This window comes from Kibdelosporangium phytohabitans (assembly GCF_001302585.1).
Lineage (GTDB): Bacteria > Actinomycetota > Actinomycetes > Mycobacteriales > Pseudonocardiaceae > Kibdelosporangium > Kibdelosporangium phytohabitans.
Genome location: NZ_CP012752.1, coordinates 5,914,432 through 5,934,195, shown reverse-complemented (window position 1 = coordinate 5,934,195; position 19,764 = coordinate 5,914,432). Strand labels below are relative to the sequence as shown.

Below are 19,764 nucleotides of genomic sequence, written 5' to 3'. Positions count from 1 at the left end.
CAGGAAAGTCACCGAGATCCCGGGGTCTGGAGATGGTCCATCCGGATGTCGTCGCGGGACGAGGCGTTGAGCTTGCGGCAGACCTTGGCGACGTACTCCTCGACCGTGCGCCGGGAGATGAACAACGCCTGCGCTATCTCACGGTTGGTGTGGCCGCTGACCACGAGGCGGGCGACGTCCTTTTCGCGCGGGGACAGCTGATCGCCGTAACCACGACGGCCCCTGTGTGACGGGGTGGGAACGCCGATGCTGCGAATGCCGTGACGGCAGCGGGCGGCGTCCACGGTAGCGCCGAGCGAGTCGTAGGACTCCGCGAGCGATGCGAGGACCGTGGTGTCGGGCGGAGTTTCGCGGGCCGCGTGTTCGGCGAGCTGGGTGGCGCGGTAGGACAGACCCAGTTTCCGGTGCACGTCGATCGCCGTCTCGTAGAGCGTCGCCGCCGCGCGGTGGTCGCCGGTGGCGGCGGCCAGCCGTGCCTGGCAGGCCGTGAGCGCCGCCTGGGCGTACGGGGCGTCGGTGCCCGCCAGGCCGTCGCTCATCTCGGTGAGAAGCCGTTGCACGGCGTCGGCGCGGTCATCAGCCAGGTAGCAGTCGACGGTTTGCGGCACCACGTCACCGGCCCACATCCACGCTCCTTTGCCACGGATCAACGCCACTCCGCGCTCGGCGTGCCGCTCGGCACCGGCGGCGTCACCGCGGTTGAGCAGCAAGCCGGTCATGCCGCCTGCCGCCGCGATCTGAACGGGAACGGTCGCGTGCGGGCTCATTCCCGCGCGGAATCCCCGTTCGGCCCGGGTCCAGTCGCCTCGTGCGGTCGCGAGCCACGCTCCCGCCAGGTCGAGTTCGGTGATCAGGGGCGGGTGGTGCGCGTAGGTCCGGACCAGTTCGGCGATGCGTTCGTCGAGTCCCGCCCACTGCCCGGTCAGCCAGTCGAGCCGGACGGCTGTGGCCTCGGCGGTTCCGGTGACGTACGGAGCCCCGACGCGGGCGGCGAGGGTCAGCCCGGTGCGTATGCAGGTCCGCGCGCGTTGGTAGTGCCCGATCCAGGTGCACGCGTCCGCCAGGTTGCAGTGGGCACGGGCCAGGTGACGGATCTCGTCCGGCTCGGACACCTCCGCCGGGGAGGGCAGTCGCTCGGCGCGCTGCCAGGTGCTCGGATCGCCCATGAGCAGGCGCCCGCCGAGCGTGGTGGCCAGCACGGCGGTGCGCAGCGTACGGCTGGGCACGTGCCCCAGGACTTCCTCCAGCCGGTCGAGCCACGCCTGTTGCTCGGAAATGGGCGTCGTGGACAGGTACGGCACGGCCAGCACCGCCATTCCCCTGGCGATGCGTTCCGGCTGGTCTCCCAGCAGGTCGATGGCGTACGCGATCTCCGCCTTGGCCCGATCCGGCCCGCCGGTCTCGCGCAGGAGCAGCAAACCGAACCACAGGTGCACCTCGCCGCGGACGTCAGCGGCCAGCCGCGGATCGGAGAGCAGGCCCTCGACTCGGGTGAGCACGGCCGGGTTGTGCAACCCGGTCAAGGCGTTGCCGCACAGCTTGGCTGCCAGCCTGTTCACGTCCTGCGGGCGCACGTCCCGGTCGGAGATCATCTCGGAGAGCAGGTCGATCGCGGCGGGAACGTCCCTGGCCTCGGCGGCGGCGTCGGCGGCCAGTTCGCCGTAACGCAGCCATTCGTCCGCCATGCCCACTGCTTTGGCGTGGGCCGCCAACCGCGCCAATGGTTTGCGGTCGAGTCCGGACAGCACCCGCACAGCCCGTTTGTGCAGTTCATTGCGCCACGGGCCGGGTAGCGACGCACGCACGGCACGAGCCGCCATCGGGTGGCGAAACCCGTACTGATCCGGGGAGTGCTCGACCAGCACACCCGACTTGACGAGCGTGACCATCTGCTCCAAGCCGGCGCCGCCCGCGACAGCGGCCAAGGTGCCGGTCGACTCCGCGACACCGAGAACGGCCGCCGCCTCGGCGATCGACCGCGCGGCGGCAGGCAGGCTCCGCATGCGTTCCTGAGCCGTTTCCCGCACCAGCACAGGCACATCGATCCCGTCGAGTATGTGCCGTGCCTCGTCCGAGCACACGTCCCGCTCCGGATCCGGCAGCATGCGAACGGTTTCCTCGACCAGGTACGGGATGCCTGCGGTCTCGTGCACCACGGCGTCGACGAACGAGTCGGACGCGAGCGTGGCGCCCAGCATCCCGTCGATCAACGCGCGCACATCACCGGTGCCCATGGGACACAACGTGATGTGCGTCCGCGTCACCCCCGGCGGGACACGGAAGGCATGGCCCAGCGGAGCTTGGTCCGTGAGGTCTTCCGGCCGGTAGGTGGCCACGACTGACAGTTCGGGTGGCGGGTTGGCGATGACGAAGCGCAGGACCTGACGGGTGTGCGCGTCCGCCCAGTGCAGGTCGTCGATGACGAGCACCGTCGGTCCCAGCGCGCAGAGCAGCTCCCGGATCGCGCGGAACATCCGGTGCCGTTCGGCATCCGGATCGCCCAGCGGCCGTGGCGCCGGAGGCAGCTGAGCGGCGAGCTCGGGGAGGTGGTCGCGCAGGGCACCGGTCACCGGGCCCGGGTCACGCAGCCGGTCTCCGCACTGGCTGAGGCAGTCCAGCAGCACGCCGAAAGGGAACGGGTCGGGCAGCGGCTGGCACGAGGCCGTCACCACGTGCGGGCGTCCGGCGGCGAGTTCGGACACGAGCCTGGTCTTGCCGATCCCCGCCTCGCCCTCCACAAAGGCCACCGCAGGCGGCCGGGCGACCGCGGCGCGCAGGGCGGCCAGTTCCGCGTCCCGGCCGGTCAACGGCGGCGGGCCGAACCGGCCGGACGCGGGCTTCGCGGCACCCTCACCCATCGTTGCTCCCGTCGGTTCACCGTGCCCACGGAAATGCCCGAAGGGTAGCCCGAAGTGCTAATCCCGTACCCCCTACGGGTCCTTACCACGGTTGTTCCCCCTCCTCCGACGCCGAATGGTGGTGCCTGAACGACCGTCGCCTCTCTCCCTGCCAGGCGGTCGCTCACCTAGTGCGAGATGGAGGAAATCGATGCACAGGACGCGAGGGATGGCGAGCCTGCTGGCCGCCGCGGCGGTCCTGGTGACCACGGCCGCGGGTGTCGCGACGGCCCAGCCGGAAGCCGCCGTCGCCCAGGCCCGCGAACACATCGCCGGGCGCTACATCGTGGTGCTCAAGGACGGTGCACGCGCCGCGGCCGACACGCTCACCCAGCGCTACGGCGGTGTCGTCGTCGACACCTACTCGGCGACCCTGAACGGGTTCTCGGTGCGCGACCTGCCCGCACAGCAGGCGAGGCGGCTCGCCGCCGACCCGTCGGTCAAGTCCGTCCACCAGGACGGCACGTCCAGGGCGGTCGCCGACGAGCAGCCGAACCCGCCGTCGTGGGGCCTCGACCAGATCGACCAGCGCACCACCAGCCTCGACAAGAAGTACACCTACCCGAACACGGCAGGCAACGTCACCGCGTACGTCATCGACTCCGGTGTGAACATCCGGCACACCGAGTTCGAGGGGCGCGCCAGCCACGGACACGACTTCATCGACAACGACAACGACGCCAGCGACTGTTTCTGGCACGGCTCGCACGTGGCCGGCACGATCGCGGGCAAGACCGTCGGTGTCGCCAAGAAAGCGAAGGTCGTCGCCGTCCGCTCGCTCGGCTGCGGCGGTTCGGGGCCCGACTCGGCCACGGTCAGCGGGCTGGAGTGGGTCGCCAAGAACGGCGTGAAGCCGGGCGTGGTGAACCTCAGCCTGGTGATGGACACCGTCGGCGTCGGTGACGAGCAGGTCAAGGCGTTGGTCGCGAAGGGATTCGTCGTCGCCGTCGCGGCGGGCAACAACGGTCAGGACGCGTGCACCGCGAGCCCTGGCCGTACTCCGGAGGCGCTCACTGTCGGCTGGATCAACCAGGGTGGCGGCCGGAGCGGGAACTACGGGCGGTGCGTGGACCTGTTCGCACCGGGCGGCAACATCTACTCCGCCGACCACACCGGCAGCTACCGCACGGGCAGCGGCACCTCGATGGCGTCACCGCACGGCGCGGGTGCCGCGGCGCTGTACCTGGGTGCGACGCCGGGCGCCACGCCGCAGCAGGTCCGGGACGCGTTGGTGGACAACGCCACGCCCAACCTGGTGACCAACCCGGGGGCGGAATCGCCGAACAAGCTGCTCTACATCGGGTTCATCGGTGGTGTCCCGTCGAAGTGCGGCGTCAAGGCCAACGACGAGGACGTGTCCATTCCCGACGCCGGGTCCGCGGTCGGCAGCAGCGTCACCCAGGACTCGTGTGACGGCAAGGCGTCCGCGGCACTCGCGGTCCGCGTGGACGTCGACCACGGCTACACCGGTGACCTCGCCGTCGACCTGGTCGGCCCGAGTGGCACGGCCTACCCGCTCAAGCAGCCGGGTGGCGTCGGCGAAGCCGGCGGTGTGCACCAGAGCTTCACGGTGGACGCGTCGCGCGAGGACGCCAACGGCACCTGGCGGCTGTCGGTCCGCGATGTCTACCGGTTCGACGCCGGCACGCTCACCGGATGGTCGATCACTTTCTGAAGTGGACGGTCCCTTCCCGACCCTGCAGTGAAGGAGCATGATGCGAACACCCAGTCTGATCGCGGCGCTGTGCCTGGCGCTGGTCGCGCCCGCGTTGCCCGCGGCGGCAGTCGAACCGCCGCCGGGGATCAGCACCGCCGCCACACCGACCGACCAGCTCAAGCCCGGTGACGTGGGTACACAGGTCGTCAACGGCCAACGCACCACGGTCAAGGAGAACCCGTTCGTCATCGCGGGTCTCCGCGCGGGCGGCGGCGGGCCGCAGGGGCAGTCCTGCACCGCCGCGGTCGTCGGCAAACGCAAGATCCTCACCGCGGCGCACTGCATGATCGACGTCGGCGGCGCCAAGAGCTACATCTACGGTGACGACGACCTCAACACCGCGGGTGACGAGACCTTCCGCACCAACGTCGCCTCCTACAAGGTCCACCCGCGCTACACCGGCCCGAACTCGTGGCAGACCGGCTACGACGTCGCGGTGATCACCACCGCCGACGACCTTCCCGTGCCGGAGAACCAGTGGGCCAAGGTCGCGGGCTCGTCCGACAGCGCGCTCACCCAGCCGGGCAAGTCCGGCACCGCCTTCGGCTACGGGCGGACCTCGGCCAATGGCGGGTCCGGTGTGCTCTACAAGAGCACCATGCCCGTCAACGACGCCAACAACTGCCAGGTGTTCAACGTCCGCGTCAACCCGGACGTGATGGTGTGCATCGGGTACGACAACGGCCGCACCGGGACCTGCAGCGGCGACAGCGGCGGTCCGTACATTGTGGACGGAGTAGTGGTCGGGGTCGTGTCGTGGGGCGCCAGCGGCTGCGACCGCTACAGCATCATGGGACGCCTGACCAACGAGATGGGCGACTGGGCCAGGAGCGAGATCGGCGGCGGCCAGCCCGGCGACGGCAAGTTCACCGTGGCCCTCTCGCCGTCCTCCGGCAAGGTCGAGCCCGGCAAGCACATCTCGACGAGCGTCACCACCAAGGCGGGCGACCAGGGCCCGGAGAAGCTGGACCTCACCGCCGCGGGCCTGCCCGAGGGCGCGACCGCCACGTTCCAGCCCACGTCGGTCACCTCCGGCGAGGTCGCCAAGCTCACCGTCGAGACCGCGGCGAGCACCCCGAAGGGCACGCACAAGGTCACCGTCACCGCCAAGGGCCCGTCCGGCGCCAGAACCGCCGACTACACCCTGACGGTCGGCGACGGCGGCACCACCGAAGGCCCGAAGCCGTCCGTGTCACCGAGCTCGGGCACGGTCGCGCCGGGCGGATTCGCCAACACCACGATCACCGTCGCCGGTGGGACGGGCACGATCAGCCTCAGTGCCAGCGGTATCCCGTTCGCGCCGATGTTCATGCCGTCGACCGTCAGCCCGGGCGGCACCTCGCGGATGTCGGTCGCCGCGCCGTTCCAGCGTGGCACGTACAAGATCACCGTGGTCGCCACGGACAGCGCGGGCAAGTCCGGGAGCACCGACTACACCCTCACCGTTCAATGACGCGGTGATCCGTGTATGAACTGACCGTGCCGGGACCACTCCCGGCACGGTCAGGAGACGATAGGCACATGTACTACCCGATGCCCGAGCCGCGCCCGGAGCCCGAACTGGTGCAGCCCGACCGGTTGGCAGTCGCCATCGGCAACGCCTCCCTCCTGGGTGTCGGTTACCTGTTGCTGGGCCGCCAAGCCTGGGCGGCCGTCACGACGCTGATCACCGTCGTGCTTGTGGTGCTGCTGGGGACCGTGACCCCGGGTGCGTGGTTCGAGGTTCTCTTCATGGTGTGGTGGGTCGCGCTCATCGCGCACGGGTGGCACCTCGCGGGGACACCGGCTCGGCCCACGGCTGTGCGGTGGCCGAAGGCGATCGCTCTGATGATCACGGTTCCGGTGCTGGTGGGCGTCGGTTTCCTGCAGTTCGACGCCACCGACATCGACGACGAGATCACCGAGGCACGCGACAGCGGGGACTGTGGGAAAGCGCAGTCCGCCGTGGACAGGATCTGGTTCGGCCACCACGTCGTGGACGGTCCGGTGGCGGCGCGCGGTGAGCGCACCGCCGAGGCATGCGCTCGTCTGCGGGAGACCGGGAAGACACTCGCGGTCGCGTCCGCGAAACCCGACCCCGCTGGCCTGCGGTCGGCGTACCACGAACTCGGCGCGGTGCTCACGGACCTGCCGGGCCACGACAGGATGGTCGGCAGTGTCCTCGACGGCTTCCTCGCCGGACTGCCCGGCCACGAGCCGTGCGACACCGCCGCGCTCACCGACTGGATCCGGCAACGGCAGGCGAGCGACAACGTGCTCGACCGGTCCGCCGACGTCCTGCCGAGGCTCGCACCGGCGGCCCTCGTCGGCTGCGGCGACAAGCTCAACGAGGGCCGTTCGTGGCAGGAAGCGCATGCGCGCTTCCAGCAAATGCTGGACCAGTACCCCGGCCACGAACTGACCGCCAAGGCGCAGGAAGGCCTCAAGAAGGCCAGGCAAGGCCTCGAACTGCAGCACATATACGCCCTGAACGACGCCTACTGCCAGAAGCCCGCGATCTACAGCGGCGCGGCCCCGTACGCCAAAGGGGCCACGAACCGCGCGGTGGTGTACCACGCCGACAAGTACGACGACATGTACCTCAAGAAGGTGCCTGCCGAGTGGCGAGCGGACCTCACCCAGGCCGTGATGATCGTCTGCATCGGTGGGCGGACATCGGGCGCCCCGATCCGGTCGTGCCCGTACCGGGGTGAGTCGGACGGCCGGGTGCGCACCGTGACGTTCAGCAAGATGGCGTTCCCCGTCAAGGCGTACGAGCTGCGGACCGGCAACGTCGTGATCGACACCAAGGTGGAGATCGGCGGCGCGGTGTGCCCGCCGAGGCTCTCCAGTTTCGGGGGGAACGACCCGTTGCGGATGGTCGCCGAACCGTCCGACGCGGACATCCGGGCCGCCTTCGCCCCGGTGTTCACCGGCTGACGAGCCCGTTCCAGAACGCCAGCTTGTGTTCCGCGGCCGAATCGACCCGGCCGATGCCCGCCGGGGCGATGTCGAGACCGTGCACGGTGCGGTCGCCGGACTGGTTCGCCCGCCAGTACGGCAATCCGTGCCCGTTGGGCTGTCCGGTGTGCGCGAAGTTGGCCCAGTAGCGTTGCATCCGCTCCCCCAGCGCGCGCTGGGCGGCGTTCAGCTCGACCGGCATGGCGCCGGGGAACAGGTACGACAGTTCCGAACCGTGATACGCGCCCATGTCCGGAATGGACGGTGGCGGCGCCGGTGCCGTGCGGTCACGGAACTCGTAGGTGAACGTGGGCACCTGACGCACCAGCTGTTCGACGACGTCGTGCTGGGTACGGGCCCAGATCGAGTCGGTGGCGACGGCGGCCCACGCGATCGTCGGGCTCGAGTACGCCGACACCGGGTATTCCTTCAGCACCTGGGCGGCTTTGTCACCGTACGCGGTGTGCAGCAGTTGCTCGTATTTCGTGGCGGTGATCGGCTCGGACAGGAACGGCGTGAACCCGCGGTGCTCGTCACGGGTGATGCCGGTGATCACCGGAACCTTCGCGATCCGGCCTTTCCCGACGGCTTCGGCCGGGTGCAGCGGCAGGACAGGTGTGCCGTACGCGGGCTGACCGATCTGGGAGTCCAGCAGCGTGCTCACCGAGGCGTTCCGGAGGCACGCCAGCGTGTCGCCAGTGCAGCCGAGGCTGACTGCCAGCGCCGTGCCTGTCTTGTCCGCGTCGGCTCGTGGCGTCCAGTTGGACCCGGCGGGGACGTCCGGCAGGAACTCGCTGTCCCGCCACTTCAGCTCACACGGACCGCTCTGCACGATGGCCTTCTGGAACAGATCACGCGCGGTGGGCGACGTGAGCTGCGCGCACACGCTGAGCCCGCCCGCCGACTCACCGAAGAGGGTCACATTGCCGGGGTCACCGCCGAACGCACGAGCGTTGGCACGCGCCCAGCGCAACGCGGCCTGTTGGTCCTGCAAGCCGAAAGTGCCGCCGCCGGACAGGTTCGGGAGGCTGAGGTAGCCCAGTGCGCCCAGCCGGTAGTTGATCGACACCACGACCACGTCACCGCGTTCGGCCAGCTGGTTGCCGACGTACTCCGAGCCGCTGCCGCCGAGGAACCCGCCGCCGTGGAGCCACACCATCACCGGTCGCGGCCGGTGGCCCACGGTCGCCGGTGTGCTGACGTTCAGGTAGAGGCAGTCCTCGTTGCCGATGTCCTCGGTTGTCCGTTGCGGGCAGGCGTTGCCGGGTTTCGTGGCATCCCGGACCTCGGTCCACGGTGTCACCGCCGCGGGCGGCTGCCACCTGCGGTCACCGATGGGCGGTGCGGCGTACGGAATGCCCTGGAACTGCCGGTAGTGCCCGGTGACCGTCCCGCGGACCGGCCCGTCCGTGGTCCGCACGACAGCTGGATCGGTGGCCGCGAGCGCGGCGGGCGCTGCTGTGACCAAGGCGAGAACAGCCAACCCGGCACACAGTTCACGTCGCACAGATAGTCCCCCTTTGGATGCGCCTGCGTTTTCACCGTACAGAAGGTCACCGGCCGGTCACTGCCATTCATCGAAGCCGGTGATGGCAAGTTGTTGTGACTTGCCTGCCCACCGCGCGTAGCCTCGACCGTGCCGAGCAGGCGGACCCGGCGTTTGCAGGCCTCGTGGTCGGCGGCCACCTGTCCGACCGCGGTTGCGGCGATGGTCCTGCTGATCGCGACGTTCGGGAATGACCACGCCGATCCCACGACCACGGAGGTAGGCGCGGATCGCGCGGCTGGAATACGCCCTGTCGGCCAAGACCCGGTCCGGGCGGGTCGCTGGCCGGCCCGGACCGGGCCGTCGTGGGAACCGGATCCCGGCCGGCAGATCAGCGAACCGGGTCGTGTCACCGGCCTGGCCGCCGGTCCACAGCACCGGCAACGGCCTGCCATGACCATCACAGGCCAGCTGAATCTTGGTGGTCAACCCACCACGAGACCGGCCGATGGCATGATCATCCGGTTCGGTCTGCCCGGCGCACGATCCGCTCGCCCCCTGTGTGCGCTTTGGTGGCACGGCGGGCGCCCGCGGCGTGCTGGTGAACACGCACGATGGTGAAATCCACTGAGACCTCCCGGTCCAGCTCATCGATCGCCTCGGCGATCACCCGAGCCTTCGAGACCAGCACGGTCGGGGTGCCGTTGCGTGACCAGCGCCAGAAATCGGTCGCAGACGCTCTTCCACGGCCCATACCGCTGAGGCAGATCTCGTCATGTCACCCCGGTCTTGGCCTTGAACAACATCCCGTTGATCACCCGCCGGTCATCCCATCCACCCGAGGCCGTCCCTTCGCCCATGGGTTGACTGATGAGCAGTGGCAGGCGATCCAGGCGTGGTTGCCGGTGTCCGGGGTGAGGACAGGACCTAGTCGGCCAGCCGGACGATGTGCGGGATCCCGACGGGATTGGTGAACCAGTGGGCCGCCATGCCCGCCGGGAGTTGCTCCAACTCGTCCTGCGGCACGACCGAATGACCGGCCAGGTGCCTGGTCGCCAGTTCCACGTCGTCGGTGAACAGTTCCAGCCACAGGTCCGCACGGGAGTAGTTGTCCACGCGGTCCAGCCACAGCGTCACCGGTCCGAACTGGACCGAGACGCTCCGCGGCACCCCCACCGCGACGTCCACATCGGACGACTCAACCACCTCCATCCCCAGCACGTCACGGTAGAAGGCCACCGTCCGGTCGAACCGCACCTTCGGGAGCTTCATGGCGATGTTCCGTCCACCGGTGAACCGCGGGCGCATGACTGGTCCCCATTTCCTCGATTAGCAACCGTAGGGTTGCACACTAGTGCAACCCTACGGTTGCGTCAACGGATTGCCTCGTCCCTCAGCGCACGGAAGGTCTCCACGACGTGCCGGGCCACGGCCTCGGTGTAGGGCACGTAGACGTCCGGGTCCACATGCTCACAGATCCGGACGGCCGCGTTCGAGAACAGTTCGCTGTCCCACGGGTACACGGTCTCCGTGTGCCACAGGACGTGCGACTCGACGTAGTCACGAATGGACATGTGCCGCCAGGCCGGGCGTTTGTGACGGGTCAGACCCACCGACTCCCCGGCGAGGACGGAAACACGGTAGTCCTCCGGTCCAGTCCCCTCCCGTTCGACCGTCACCATGAAACCCTGGGGCCGCAACCGAAGGCTCTCGTGCCAGACGTTCTTCGGGGGAATGCCCGGCGGGGGCGCCAACGCCACCCCGGGCACGTCCGGCCACTCCAACGTCACCGGCCAGCCGCGCACCCGCACGCGCGCGCTGTGGTCGGCGGTGATGCCAGGTCTTCCCGCCAGCTCCAACGCCTCCGCGGTGGCCATGAACGCGTCGACGACCGCGGCCACGGCGGCGACGCGGGCTTGCTCGTTGCGGACAGCCGCGCGCACACCGGCCCACCACGCGTCGACATCACCCACCACGGTCGTCAGACCGGCGGGCCAACTGGTCGGCGTTTCCCCCGCGGCTGCGATCTGGCGCGCGGTCCGCCGATCCGACAACGGACGGTCCAGCATCATCTGCCGGCACTTCCACGCCGTGAACCAGCGCGGGAACCGGAGTTCCGCACGTTCCTTCCTGCTGCGCTCAGGTCGATCCCGCGCCGCCATCCGCGCGGCGAGCCGCGCATCGATCTCCTCCCCCACCGGCCGGTACGTCGAAACCGCAGTGTCGATCCGCTTTCTCCCGGCCAGCCGGATCTCGTCGTAGCTCGCGCCCGGCTGCGCCGAACGCCGCCACCACCGCCGTCGCCGGGGCCGCTTTCCCTCGGCCAGCACGTCGTCCATGGCCGCGGTGAACTCGTCCATGAACACCCTGGCCGCGGTGGTCCATCCGCGGATCTCCTCGGGCGTGCCGGGAAGTCTCACCCGGCGGCTTTCCACGTCCCGCCGAAGGAGGGGTCATGCTCCCGCCACGTTGACAGCTTGTCGACGATCTCGTCGGCGCCCGGCTCCGTGCCGAGCCAGTACAGGACAAAGCCGGAGCAGTGGATCCGCACACCCATCCACCCGATGATGCCCAGTGCGTCAACCACCCGGAAGCCCGCTGGCGCACGCCGCCTACACGGACGACGGGCCGGGATGCTGGTGAATGGTCAGCAGCAGGTGGTCGAACTGCGTGCGCTGTTGCAGCGGACCGCCACCCAGACTGGTCAACGCGGCAGCGAGTTTCGCGGCCAGCACCCGCAGCTTGGTGTTGGTTTCCTGCGACCGCCACTGCAGCACACCGAAGGCCTGGTCGGCACTGATGCCGTACACGAGCATCAACGCGCCCTTGGCCTGTTCGATCTGAGCGCGGGCCCCGACGAGTTCGGGGACGGCCTCGTCCAGCACCCGCTGGCGGTACTCGTCCAGGCCGGCGTCGAGATCGATGTAATAGCCGGTCGCGCCGACCGTGGCACCGGCATCGTCGTACAGGCGATCACCGACCACCAGCACGTTGTGTTCCACGCCTGCGGTATCGATGATGCGGTGACGACTGCAGAACGCCGTACCGTCGCGAACCGCCGCGGCCAACGTCCCAGCGACCTCGTTGCGGTCTTCCGGGTGCTTGTGCGACAGCAGCAACTCGGTGCTCGGACGGACAGCGCCCGGCTCATAGCCGTGCAGCGCGGCGACTTCGTCCGACCATTCCCAGTGCTGATCGGCGAACCGGAACCGGAAACCGCCGATGGTGTGCGGATGACCGGCCACGACCTGCTCCAGCACCGGGGGCAGGCTGCCTTCGCGGGACTCGACGGTGTCAGTCACCGGCCCATTCTGCCGAATCCGTGGCCGGCCGCCACATCCAGCATCGAGCATCCCGCTCCGTGACTCCGGCGTCGCCCGGCCGAGTTCGGTTCGAGCAGGGTGACTGACCCGAATGGACACGGGCCCGGCTCATCCGGCGAGGGACCAGCCCATCATCACTGTGGTGCCGTTGGGGCCGTGGGAGAGACGGAACACCTCCGCCAGGCGTTGCATCATCATCAAACCCCGGCCGCGGAATCCCGGTTCCACGGGCGGTGGCCGCCACAAGCCCTTGTCGGCGACTATGACTCGCAGGGCACGCGCCGCCGTGGTGCACGCGGCAAACAGGCACAGCCGGCCGTCCGTGTCCGGGTAGGCGTGGTCCACGGCGTTGCTGACCGCCTCATCCACAGCCAGCACGATGTCCTGTTCCTGGACAGCGGGCACGCCGAGTTGCTGGGACCAGCCCTCGATCGCGCAACGAGCCCGGCGAACCTGGTCAGCAACAGCGACGAACTCGGTGTACACGTGCGGACCGGTCAGGTCGGCGTGGTACACCGCCTCGGCGGCGAACTCGGGCAGCGTGTCCGCCCATGCGTGTACGCGTGTGGAAATCGACCCGAAACTGTGGTCATTCGGCATCAGCCCGTTGTCACCCCCCAATAGACGTCATCGGCTCTCACAGGGAGGCTTACCCTACGCTGTTTGCCGTAACCAGCCGATCAGGATCTACCCGAGGCGTGCGTGGTCGACCGTGTGGTAGATCGACAACAGCTGGTCCAACCCGCTGATCTCCATAACCCTGGTCACAGCGGAGGATCCGTCCACCACCCGCATCGCGCGCCCGGCCTGCTCGACATCCCTGTTGGCCCTGACCAGGGAACGCAATCCGATGGAGGCCAGGAAGGTGATCGCACTCAGGTCGACGATCACCAGCGCCGAGCCGGTGCCCGCGGCCTCGTCGAGAGCACCGTCGAAGTCGGGTTGCGTCGCCATGTCGATCTCACCGGCGAGGTGCACGACCGTCCACTGAGCGCCTGTCTCCACGGTCCACCGCAGTCCTGGCGCCGCCTCGTGGGTCACGATCGCCCGCTCCCGTCCTTCACCACCAGCCGTCAGGCAATGCCGTCTCCGTGCATACCTTATCCCGGCCGGCCGCTGACGGCATGACCAGCCGCTCCCGCACAGACGCCGTCAACCGGCGAAGCGGACGGGACAGTCGCCGCTGCCCAGCGAGGAATCGATGTGCTTGGCCAGTTCGGCCGGTGACGGGTGCGCCCAGACGTCCGCGGGGGTCACCGCGATGTCCAGGTCGACGTGGAGCTTGCGGGTGAGGGCGACGGCGAGCAGCGAGTCCAGTCCGAGGTCGGTGAACTTCGCGTGTGCCGTGACTGTGGACGGCTGGGCGCCGAGCAGTGCCGCGAGGGTGTGCACCACCGCGTCCTGCACCATGCCTGTCCGTACCGGTCCTGGCTTCTCGTCGAGCACCTTGAGGGCCGGCATCGCTCGCCGGTCAATGCCTTCGCCTGTCCGCAGATCTGCCAGCAGTGGGTTGTCCAGCGCGTGCGGGAAAACCCGGAACAGCTGCTCTGGCTGGTAGTCGAACACGCCGACGTTCACCCGTTGGTGCCGCAGGAGCGCGGTCAGCGCGGCGAACCCGTCCGCTGTCGCGATGGTCTCGAACCCACGCGCGGTGAAGTCCGTCGCACGGCCCGCTTCTCCCCAAGCGCCCCAGTTCACCGACAGGGTGGGCAATCCCTGGTCGTGACGCCACCGTGCGAAGGCGTCCACCCACGAACCAGCCGCGGCGTAGTTGGCCTGCCCGGCATTGCCCAGCATGGCCGACAGGGACGAGAAGACCACGAGCCAGTCCAGCGGGACGTCTTCGGCGGCGTGGTGGAGGTTGAGCAGCCCGGTGACCTTCGGATGCCACGCACGGGCCAGCTTGTCCGGGCTCATGGCGTGCAGCGGGGCGTCGTCGAGCACCACGGCGGTGTGCAGGATGCCTCGCAGGTCCGCACCGGCTGCCGTGACAAGGCGCCGGGCCGTGTCCGGGTCGGACACGTCACCTCGCACGACTTCCACCGCGCACCCGGCTGCCGCAACGGCAGCGAGCACAGTGGCGGCGTCCGGCGCGAGCTCACCCCGTCCACCGAGGACGACACGACTGGCCCCGGCTTCGGCCAGCCACCGCGCTGCCTCCAGGCCCAGTCCCCGGGTGCCACCCGTGACGATGTAGGCCGCCCCTTCGCGCACCACGTGTCCAGGAGTGGGCGCGTGCACGCGGACCCGTTGCCCGACCGGGGGGAAGGTGAGGGCGACGCGGCCGATGAGGTCACCGGAGGCCAGCTGCTTGAAGGCCTCCGACGCCTCGGTCAAGCAGACGACCGTGGTGGGCAGCAAGGGCAATCGGCCGGACGTGATCTCGGTCAGCACTCGCCGCATCGCCGCTCGGAACACGGCCGGTTGCTCGTTCGCGGTGAGCACCAGGTCGAGGACGGTGTAGGTGTTGCCGTGCCGGAACTTTCCCAGGTCGACGCGTGCGCCGTCGTACAGGTCGCGTTTGCCGATCTCGATGAAGCGCCCGGCCGGTGCGAGCAGGTCCAGCGACGCTCGCATGGCGGGGCCCGTCAACGAGTTGAGCACGACGTCGACACCGCGCCCGCCGGTGACAGCCGACACCTGTTCGGCGAAGTCCACGCTGCGCGAGTCGAACACGTGCCGTACACCGTGCTCGCGCAGGTACCGGCGCTTGGCCTCGGTCCCGGCGGTGCCGATCACCTCGGCCCCGAGCAGCCGGGCGACCTCGATCGCGGCGAGTCCGGTGCCTCCTGCGGCGGAGTGCACGAGCACGGTCTCCCCCGCCCGCAGCCGCGCGAGGTCGTGCAGCGAATGCCAGGCGGTGATGTACGTCAGCACCGACGAGACGATCTCCGCAGCGGTGAAGCCGTCCGGGATGCGTGCGGTCAGATCGGCTCGGGCCAGGCAATGGGCGGCCATCGATCCGCTGCCGTCCGTGGTCACGCTGGTGACCCGGTCGCCGGGCCGCAGGTCGTCGACGCCGTCACCGACCGCCACGACCACCCCGGCGGCGTCCGAGCCGAGCGCGGGCAGTGTCCCGTCGCCGGTCGGGTAGATGCCCAGTGCGATCAGGACCTCGCGGAAGTGCACCGTGCACGCTTCCGGCCGCAGCAACACCTGGCCGGGTCCCGGCACGGGCGGCGGCTGATCGGTCGCCACCAGCCGCAACTGGTCGAGCCCACCGTCGGGGTGCGGGTGCAGGACGAATTCGTCCTCGCCGGCGACCACGTCGATCTCGCGGGCCGTCCGCGGCGGCCGGGCCGCCAGCGGCGCGCGCGTCATCCTGGCCACGTAGCGCTGGCCCGCCCGCCACGCCACTTCCGTTTCGGCGGTACCCGCTGTCAGTTCAGCGACGATGTCGGCCAGGTCCTCTGGTGTGCCGGTGTCGCCGTCGATCCAGGTCATCGCCGACTCGGGTTGTTCGATGGAGGCCACGCGCAGCAGTCCGCGCAGCGCGCACACCCCGGCGTCGGTCTTGTCGCCGTCGAGCACAGGCCGCGCGTTCCGGCTGACCAGCCACATCCGGGCCGATTGGCCGTGGGAGCGCAGGAGCGCGGTCACTGTCGTGACCCGGTCCAAGTCGTCGAGGTCGCCCGTCGCGCACCACACGACCGCGGCTGGTCGTTCCGCCACAGTCGACAGGTCAACATGGACAGTGGCCCGCGTACCGGCTTCGACGAGCGCCGACGCCACGCGGTCGGCGACGCCGTCGTGGTCGCCTGGTTCCCTGACCACCACCCACTCACCGACTGGGCCCGCGGCTGGCTGTTCCGGCAAGGCAAGCTGCCGCCAGGAGATCTCGAACAACCTGGAGTCCAGTCGTGCGTTGACGTTCGCGGCTCGGGTGTTGCGGATGAGCGTGACGTCCTCGAGCGCGCCGATCCACCTCCCAGCCTCGTCGTAGAGGGCTGCGCGCCCAGTCACGGTGGACCCTTCGCGCCGCGCTTCGGAACGGACCCACGTGACGCGGTCGGGCTGCGCGGGCAGCACCACCTCGCCGACCCCGGTGGGCAACCACGGCTCGTCGCTGTCGTCGAGATCGCCGCCGCGGACCAGACATGCCGCGATCGACAACACCCATCCGTCGAACAGCACGGGGTGCACGTGCGGGGCGCTGGTCCGGATCTCCGCGTCGGCGGGCACCTCGACCCGGGTGATCCCGTCGTCGGTGGTGGCGGTGATCGAGTGGAAGGCCGCGCCCGTGTCCAGCCCGACCCGGCGGAAGGACGCGTACAACTCGTCAGGCGCCGCCGGGTGCGCCGGCGGGCGCAGCGCCGGATTGAGGTCGACCGGTCCTTCGAACCGGGCGGCTGCCGCTGCCGCCGCCCGGTCCCATCCGCTGCCGGTGTGCTGCAGCACCTCGACCGCCAGCCGGCCACCGCTCCACGTGGCCGAGACCTGCACGGGCACTGAGGCGGCCAGCGGCAACATCCGTTCGAACCGCACACCGGTCAGGCGGATCTCGTCCAACGCGCATTCCAGCACCGCGGCGGAGGCGGCGACGATCAACTCGACGTGGGCGGCACCGGGCACCAGCGGGGTGCCGCGCAAGGTGTGCTGCACCAGCCACTCGACGCGATCGGTGCCCAGGTCGGCGCTCCACACGTGCCGGGTGCCGTCCTCGGCTTCGGGATCCGGCACGGCCAACCGCTCGCCCAGCCACATGTGCGCCGTCGAGTCCCGCGATCCGCGCCCGGGTTCCCGCCAGTGGCTGGAGCGGTCGAAGGCCGTGGGCGGCAACGAGATCCTCGATCCGCCGCCGTTGACGGCGACGAGATCCAGAGGCACGCCGGCCACGTGCAGCGCCGCAGCCGCCTGGCACACCGCCGCACGCCCGTCCCGGTCCCGGCTCAGCGAGCCGGTGGTCACCACCGGCACTCCCATCACCGACGCGGTCTCTGCCACGGCCTGCGTCAGCAACGGGTGCGGCGACAGTTCCAGGAACACGCGGTGCCCGTCCTCGATCAACGCCCGGCACGCCAGGTCGAAGCGCACCGGCGCGCGGAGGTTCCGGGCCCAGTACGCGCTGTCGAAGGTCACGGTCTCGCGCGGATCCACAGCGGTGGAGTAGAACGGCGCCGTCGCCGGTGCTGCCGACAGCCACGACGTCCTGTCGGCGATCTCCGCCAGGATCGGATCGACCTGGGGCGAGTGCGCGGCGACCAGCACGTTGATCTGCTTGCAGAACACACCGCGGTCCTGCCAGCGACGCAGCAGTCCCGACACGGCTGGGCCGTCGCCCGCGACGACCGTGGACGCCGGTGCTGTCACCACGGCGACGGACACGCCCTCGATGTCGGCGATCTCGGCGTCGACCTGCTCGACCGGGAGCGCCACGACGGCCATGCAGCCGCCCGCGACCCGTTGCAGCAGAGACGAACGTGCCAGCGTGATCCGCATGCCGTCCTCGGGCGTCAGCATGCACGCCGCGACAGCGGCAGCGGCCTCACCCATCGAATGTCCCACCACGGCGGCGGGGCGCAGGCCCCAGGTCCGCCACATCTTCGCGAGCGCCGTCTGCACCGCGAAGACCACCGGCTGGACCACGTCCATCCGCTCCAGGTGCTCGCCGGAGGCCAACAACCGCCGCACGGGCACGCCCGCGGGAGCCGCGACGGCGTCGAGCCGGTCGATCATGCGAGTGAACGCCGGGTCCTGGTCCAGGAGGCCGCGTCCCATGCTGGGCCATTGCGAGCCGTGCCCGGAGAACACCCACACCGGCATGCCGGGATCAGTCGTCGGCCCGGTCACCACATCCGGGCGGTCCTCTCCGTCGGCCACCGAACGCAACGCGCTCACCAGCCCAGCACGGTCGGAGGCCACGGCACAGGCTCGGGTGGACAGGTGGCTGCGGTGCGCGGCTAGGGTGTGCGCCACGTCGGCCACCGGGTCAGCCGTGCCCTGCACGTGATCAGCCAGGCGGCGCGCCGTGGCGGCCAGTCCGCCGGTCGACGCGGCCGACAACGGGAACACCATCGCCTGGTCGCTGTCCGCCGACGGGCGCTGGGACGGCACCAGCGTGGGCGGCGCCTGTTCGACGATCGCGTGCGCGTTCGCCCCCATGTAGCCGAACGCGGACACGCCTGCCCGGCGAGGACGGCCCGCGGAGCCCCAATCCGTGGTGGCGGTGGGTACGACGAACCGGGTCCGGTCCGTGTCGATGCCGGGACTCCACCGGGTGAAATGCAGGTTCGCCGGGATGGTGCCCCGCTGCACCGCCAGCGCGGCCTTGATCAGCCCGAGCACACCGGCCGCGCTTTCCGGGTGGCCGATGTTGGTCTTGAGCGAGCCCAGCGCGCACGGACCGCCGGACTTGCCGTACGCGTCGGTCAGCGCGGCGAACTCGATCGGGTCCCCCACCGGCGTGCCGGTGCCGTGCGCCTCCACGTAGCCGATGTCGTCCGGGGTGACGCCCGCAGCGCGCATGGCCGACCTGATGACCGCGTGCTGGGCACCGCGGGACGGCTGTGTGATGCCCTGCACCCGGCCCGCGTGGTTGATGGCTGTTCCGGTGATCACCGCCAGCACGGGATCACCGTCGCGCTGCGCGTCGGTCAACCGCTTCAACGCCACGATCCCGCAGCCCTCACCGCGCACGAAACCGTCCGCGCTCTCGTCGAAGGCGGCACACCGCCCACGCGCGGACAACGCCCCCGCGCGGGCGAAACCGATGAGACCACCCCATTCCAGCTGCACTGTGACGCCGCCGGCCAACGCGAGGTCGGACTCTCCATTGTGGAGCGAACGGCACGCCAGGTGCACAGCCACCAGCGACGAGGCGCAGGAACCGTCCACGGCCAGCGACGGCCCGTTGACGTCGAGGACGTAGGAGATCCGGCCCGGCGCACCGGACGCGGCCGCCGAGATGCCGTGGTGGGCGTTGAAGTCCGCCAGCTTGAACCGCTTGGCGTAGTCGGCCCCCGAAATGCCGACGAACACGCCGGTCCGCGACCCCGCCAGTGACCGCGGCGGCACCCCCGCGTCTTCCAGCGCCTCCCACGCGGTCTCCAGCAACAGCCGGTGCTGCGGGTCGACACTCGCCGCAGCCCGGGCGGGCACACCGAAGAAACCCGGATCGAACAAGTCGATGTCGTCGAGGAAGGAGCCGCTGCGCAGGCAATCGGCGTTCACGAGGTCGGCCGGCACCACGCGCTCACGGTCGGACCACCGCCTGCCGGGGTCGCTGCCGCGCACGACATCCCGCCGGTCCAGCAGCAGCTGCCACAGCTCTTGGGCCGAGGTGACGCCACCAGGAGCCCGGCACGCCGTTCCGATGATCGCCACCGGGGTCTGCCGCTCGACAGCCGAATCCTCGTCCATCCAGGTTGTTCCCTTCGGTCCGACGCAGAGTCCGTTCGCCTT

Annotated in this window: 14 protein-coding genes; 3 read left to right on the top strand and 11 right to left on the bottom strand. The window is 70.0% G+C overall.

What is annotated here, in order from left to right; translation table 11 throughout:
• Positions 1-8: 8 nt before the first annotated feature.
• On the bottom strand, positions 9-2,858 hold the full coding sequence (locus AOZ06_RS26750; protein WP_063810115.1) for an ATP-binding protein: 2,850 nt from the start codon (positions 2,856-2,858) through the stop codon (positions 9-11).
• A gap of 190 nt (positions 2,859-3,048) precedes the next feature.
• On the opposite strand from AOZ06_RS26750, the gene AOZ06_RS26745 reads away from it, so the two are divergent.
• From AOZ06_RS26745 to AOZ06_RS26735, 3 genes are all read left to right on the top strand, one after another.
• The gene (locus AOZ06_RS26745; RefSeq protein ID WP_054291921.1) at positions 3,049-4,572 is read left to right on the top strand and encodes a S8 family peptidase; all 1,524 of its coding nucleotides are present in this window, start codon (positions 3,049-3,051) and stop codon (positions 4,570-4,572) included.
• A gap of 40 nt (positions 4,573-4,612) precedes the next feature.
• Positions 4,613-6,067 (top strand): trypsin-like serine protease, encoded by a 1,455-nt coding sequence (locus AOZ06_RS26740; RefSeq protein WP_054296938.1) that lies wholly within the window; start codon positions 4,613-4,615, stop codon positions 6,065-6,067.
• A 68-nt stretch (positions 6,068-6,135) separates the two neighbouring features.
• Positions 6,136-7,533: a hypothetical protein gene (locus AOZ06_RS26735; protein WP_054291920.1), complete on the top strand. Its 1,398-nt coding sequence runs from the start codon at positions 6,136-6,138 to the stop codon at positions 7,531-7,533.
• Here AOZ06_RS26735 and AOZ06_RS26730 read toward each other — a convergent pair.
• From AOZ06_RS26730 to AOZ06_RS26695, 10 genes are all read right to left on the bottom strand, one after another.
• A complete protein-coding gene (locus AOZ06_RS26730) occupies positions 7,523-9,061 on the bottom strand; it encodes a carboxylesterase/lipase family protein (RefSeq protein ID WP_236951751.1) in 1,539 nt (512 codons plus the stop codon). The genes AOZ06_RS26735 and AOZ06_RS26730 overlap by 11 nt on opposite strands.
• A 57-nt stretch (positions 9,062-9,118) precedes the next feature.
• Positions 9,119-9,619 carry a transposase gene (locus AOZ06_RS62200; RefSeq protein ID WP_417999973.1) on the bottom strand — a complete coding sequence of 167 codons (501 nt, stop codon included), beginning with the start codon at positions 9,617-9,619 and terminating at the stop codon, positions 9,119-9,121.
• Positions 9,558-9,794, bottom strand: a complete 237-nt coding sequence (locus AOZ06_RS57985; RefSeq protein ID WP_054291918.1) for a hypothetical protein — start codon at positions 9,792-9,794, stop codon at positions 9,558-9,560. The genes AOZ06_RS62200 and AOZ06_RS57985 overlap by 62 nt, the downstream gene beginning before the upstream one ends.
• 173 nt (positions 9,795-9,967) lie before the next feature.
• Entirely contained in the window at positions 9,968-10,312 is a 345-nt protein-coding gene (locus AOZ06_RS26720; RefSeq protein ID WP_225954724.1) for a VOC family protein, read from the bottom strand.
• Positions 10,313-10,413: 101 nt separating this feature from the next.
• Entirely contained in the window at positions 10,414-11,460 is a 1,047-nt protein-coding gene (locus AOZ06_RS26715; protein ID WP_054291916.1) for a hypothetical protein, read from the bottom strand.
• Positions 11,457-11,597, bottom strand: a complete 141-nt coding sequence (locus AOZ06_RS56795) for a hypothetical protein (RefSeq protein ID WP_157233257.1) — start codon at positions 11,595-11,597, stop codon at positions 11,457-11,459. Before AOZ06_RS56795 ends, AOZ06_RS26715 begins: the two co-directional genes overlap by 4 nt.
• A gap of 55 nt (positions 11,598-11,652) precedes the next feature.
• Positions 11,653-12,342 carry a PAS and ANTAR domain-containing protein gene (locus AOZ06_RS26710; RefSeq protein WP_218921780.1) on the bottom strand — a complete coding sequence of 230 codons (690 nt, stop codon included), beginning with the start codon at positions 12,340-12,342 and terminating at the stop codon, positions 11,653-11,655.
• A 129-nt stretch (positions 12,343-12,471) separates the two neighbouring features.
• Entirely contained in the window at positions 12,472-12,963 is a 492-nt protein-coding gene (locus AOZ06_RS26705; RefSeq protein WP_157233256.1) for an ATP-binding protein, read from the bottom strand.
• An 87-nt stretch (positions 12,964-13,050) separates the two neighbouring features.
• Positions 13,051-13,404, bottom strand: a complete 354-nt coding sequence (locus AOZ06_RS26700) for an STAS domain-containing protein (protein WP_054291914.1) — start codon at positions 13,402-13,404, stop codon at positions 13,051-13,053.
• Between the two features lie 111 nt (positions 13,405-13,515).
• The gene (locus tag AOZ06_RS26695) at positions 13,516-19,722 is read right to left on the bottom strand and encodes a type I polyketide synthase (protein WP_157233255.1); all 6,207 of its coding nucleotides are present in this window, start codon (positions 19,720-19,722) and stop codon (positions 13,516-13,518) included.
• Between the last annotated feature and the right edge of the window lie 42 nt (positions 19,723-19,764).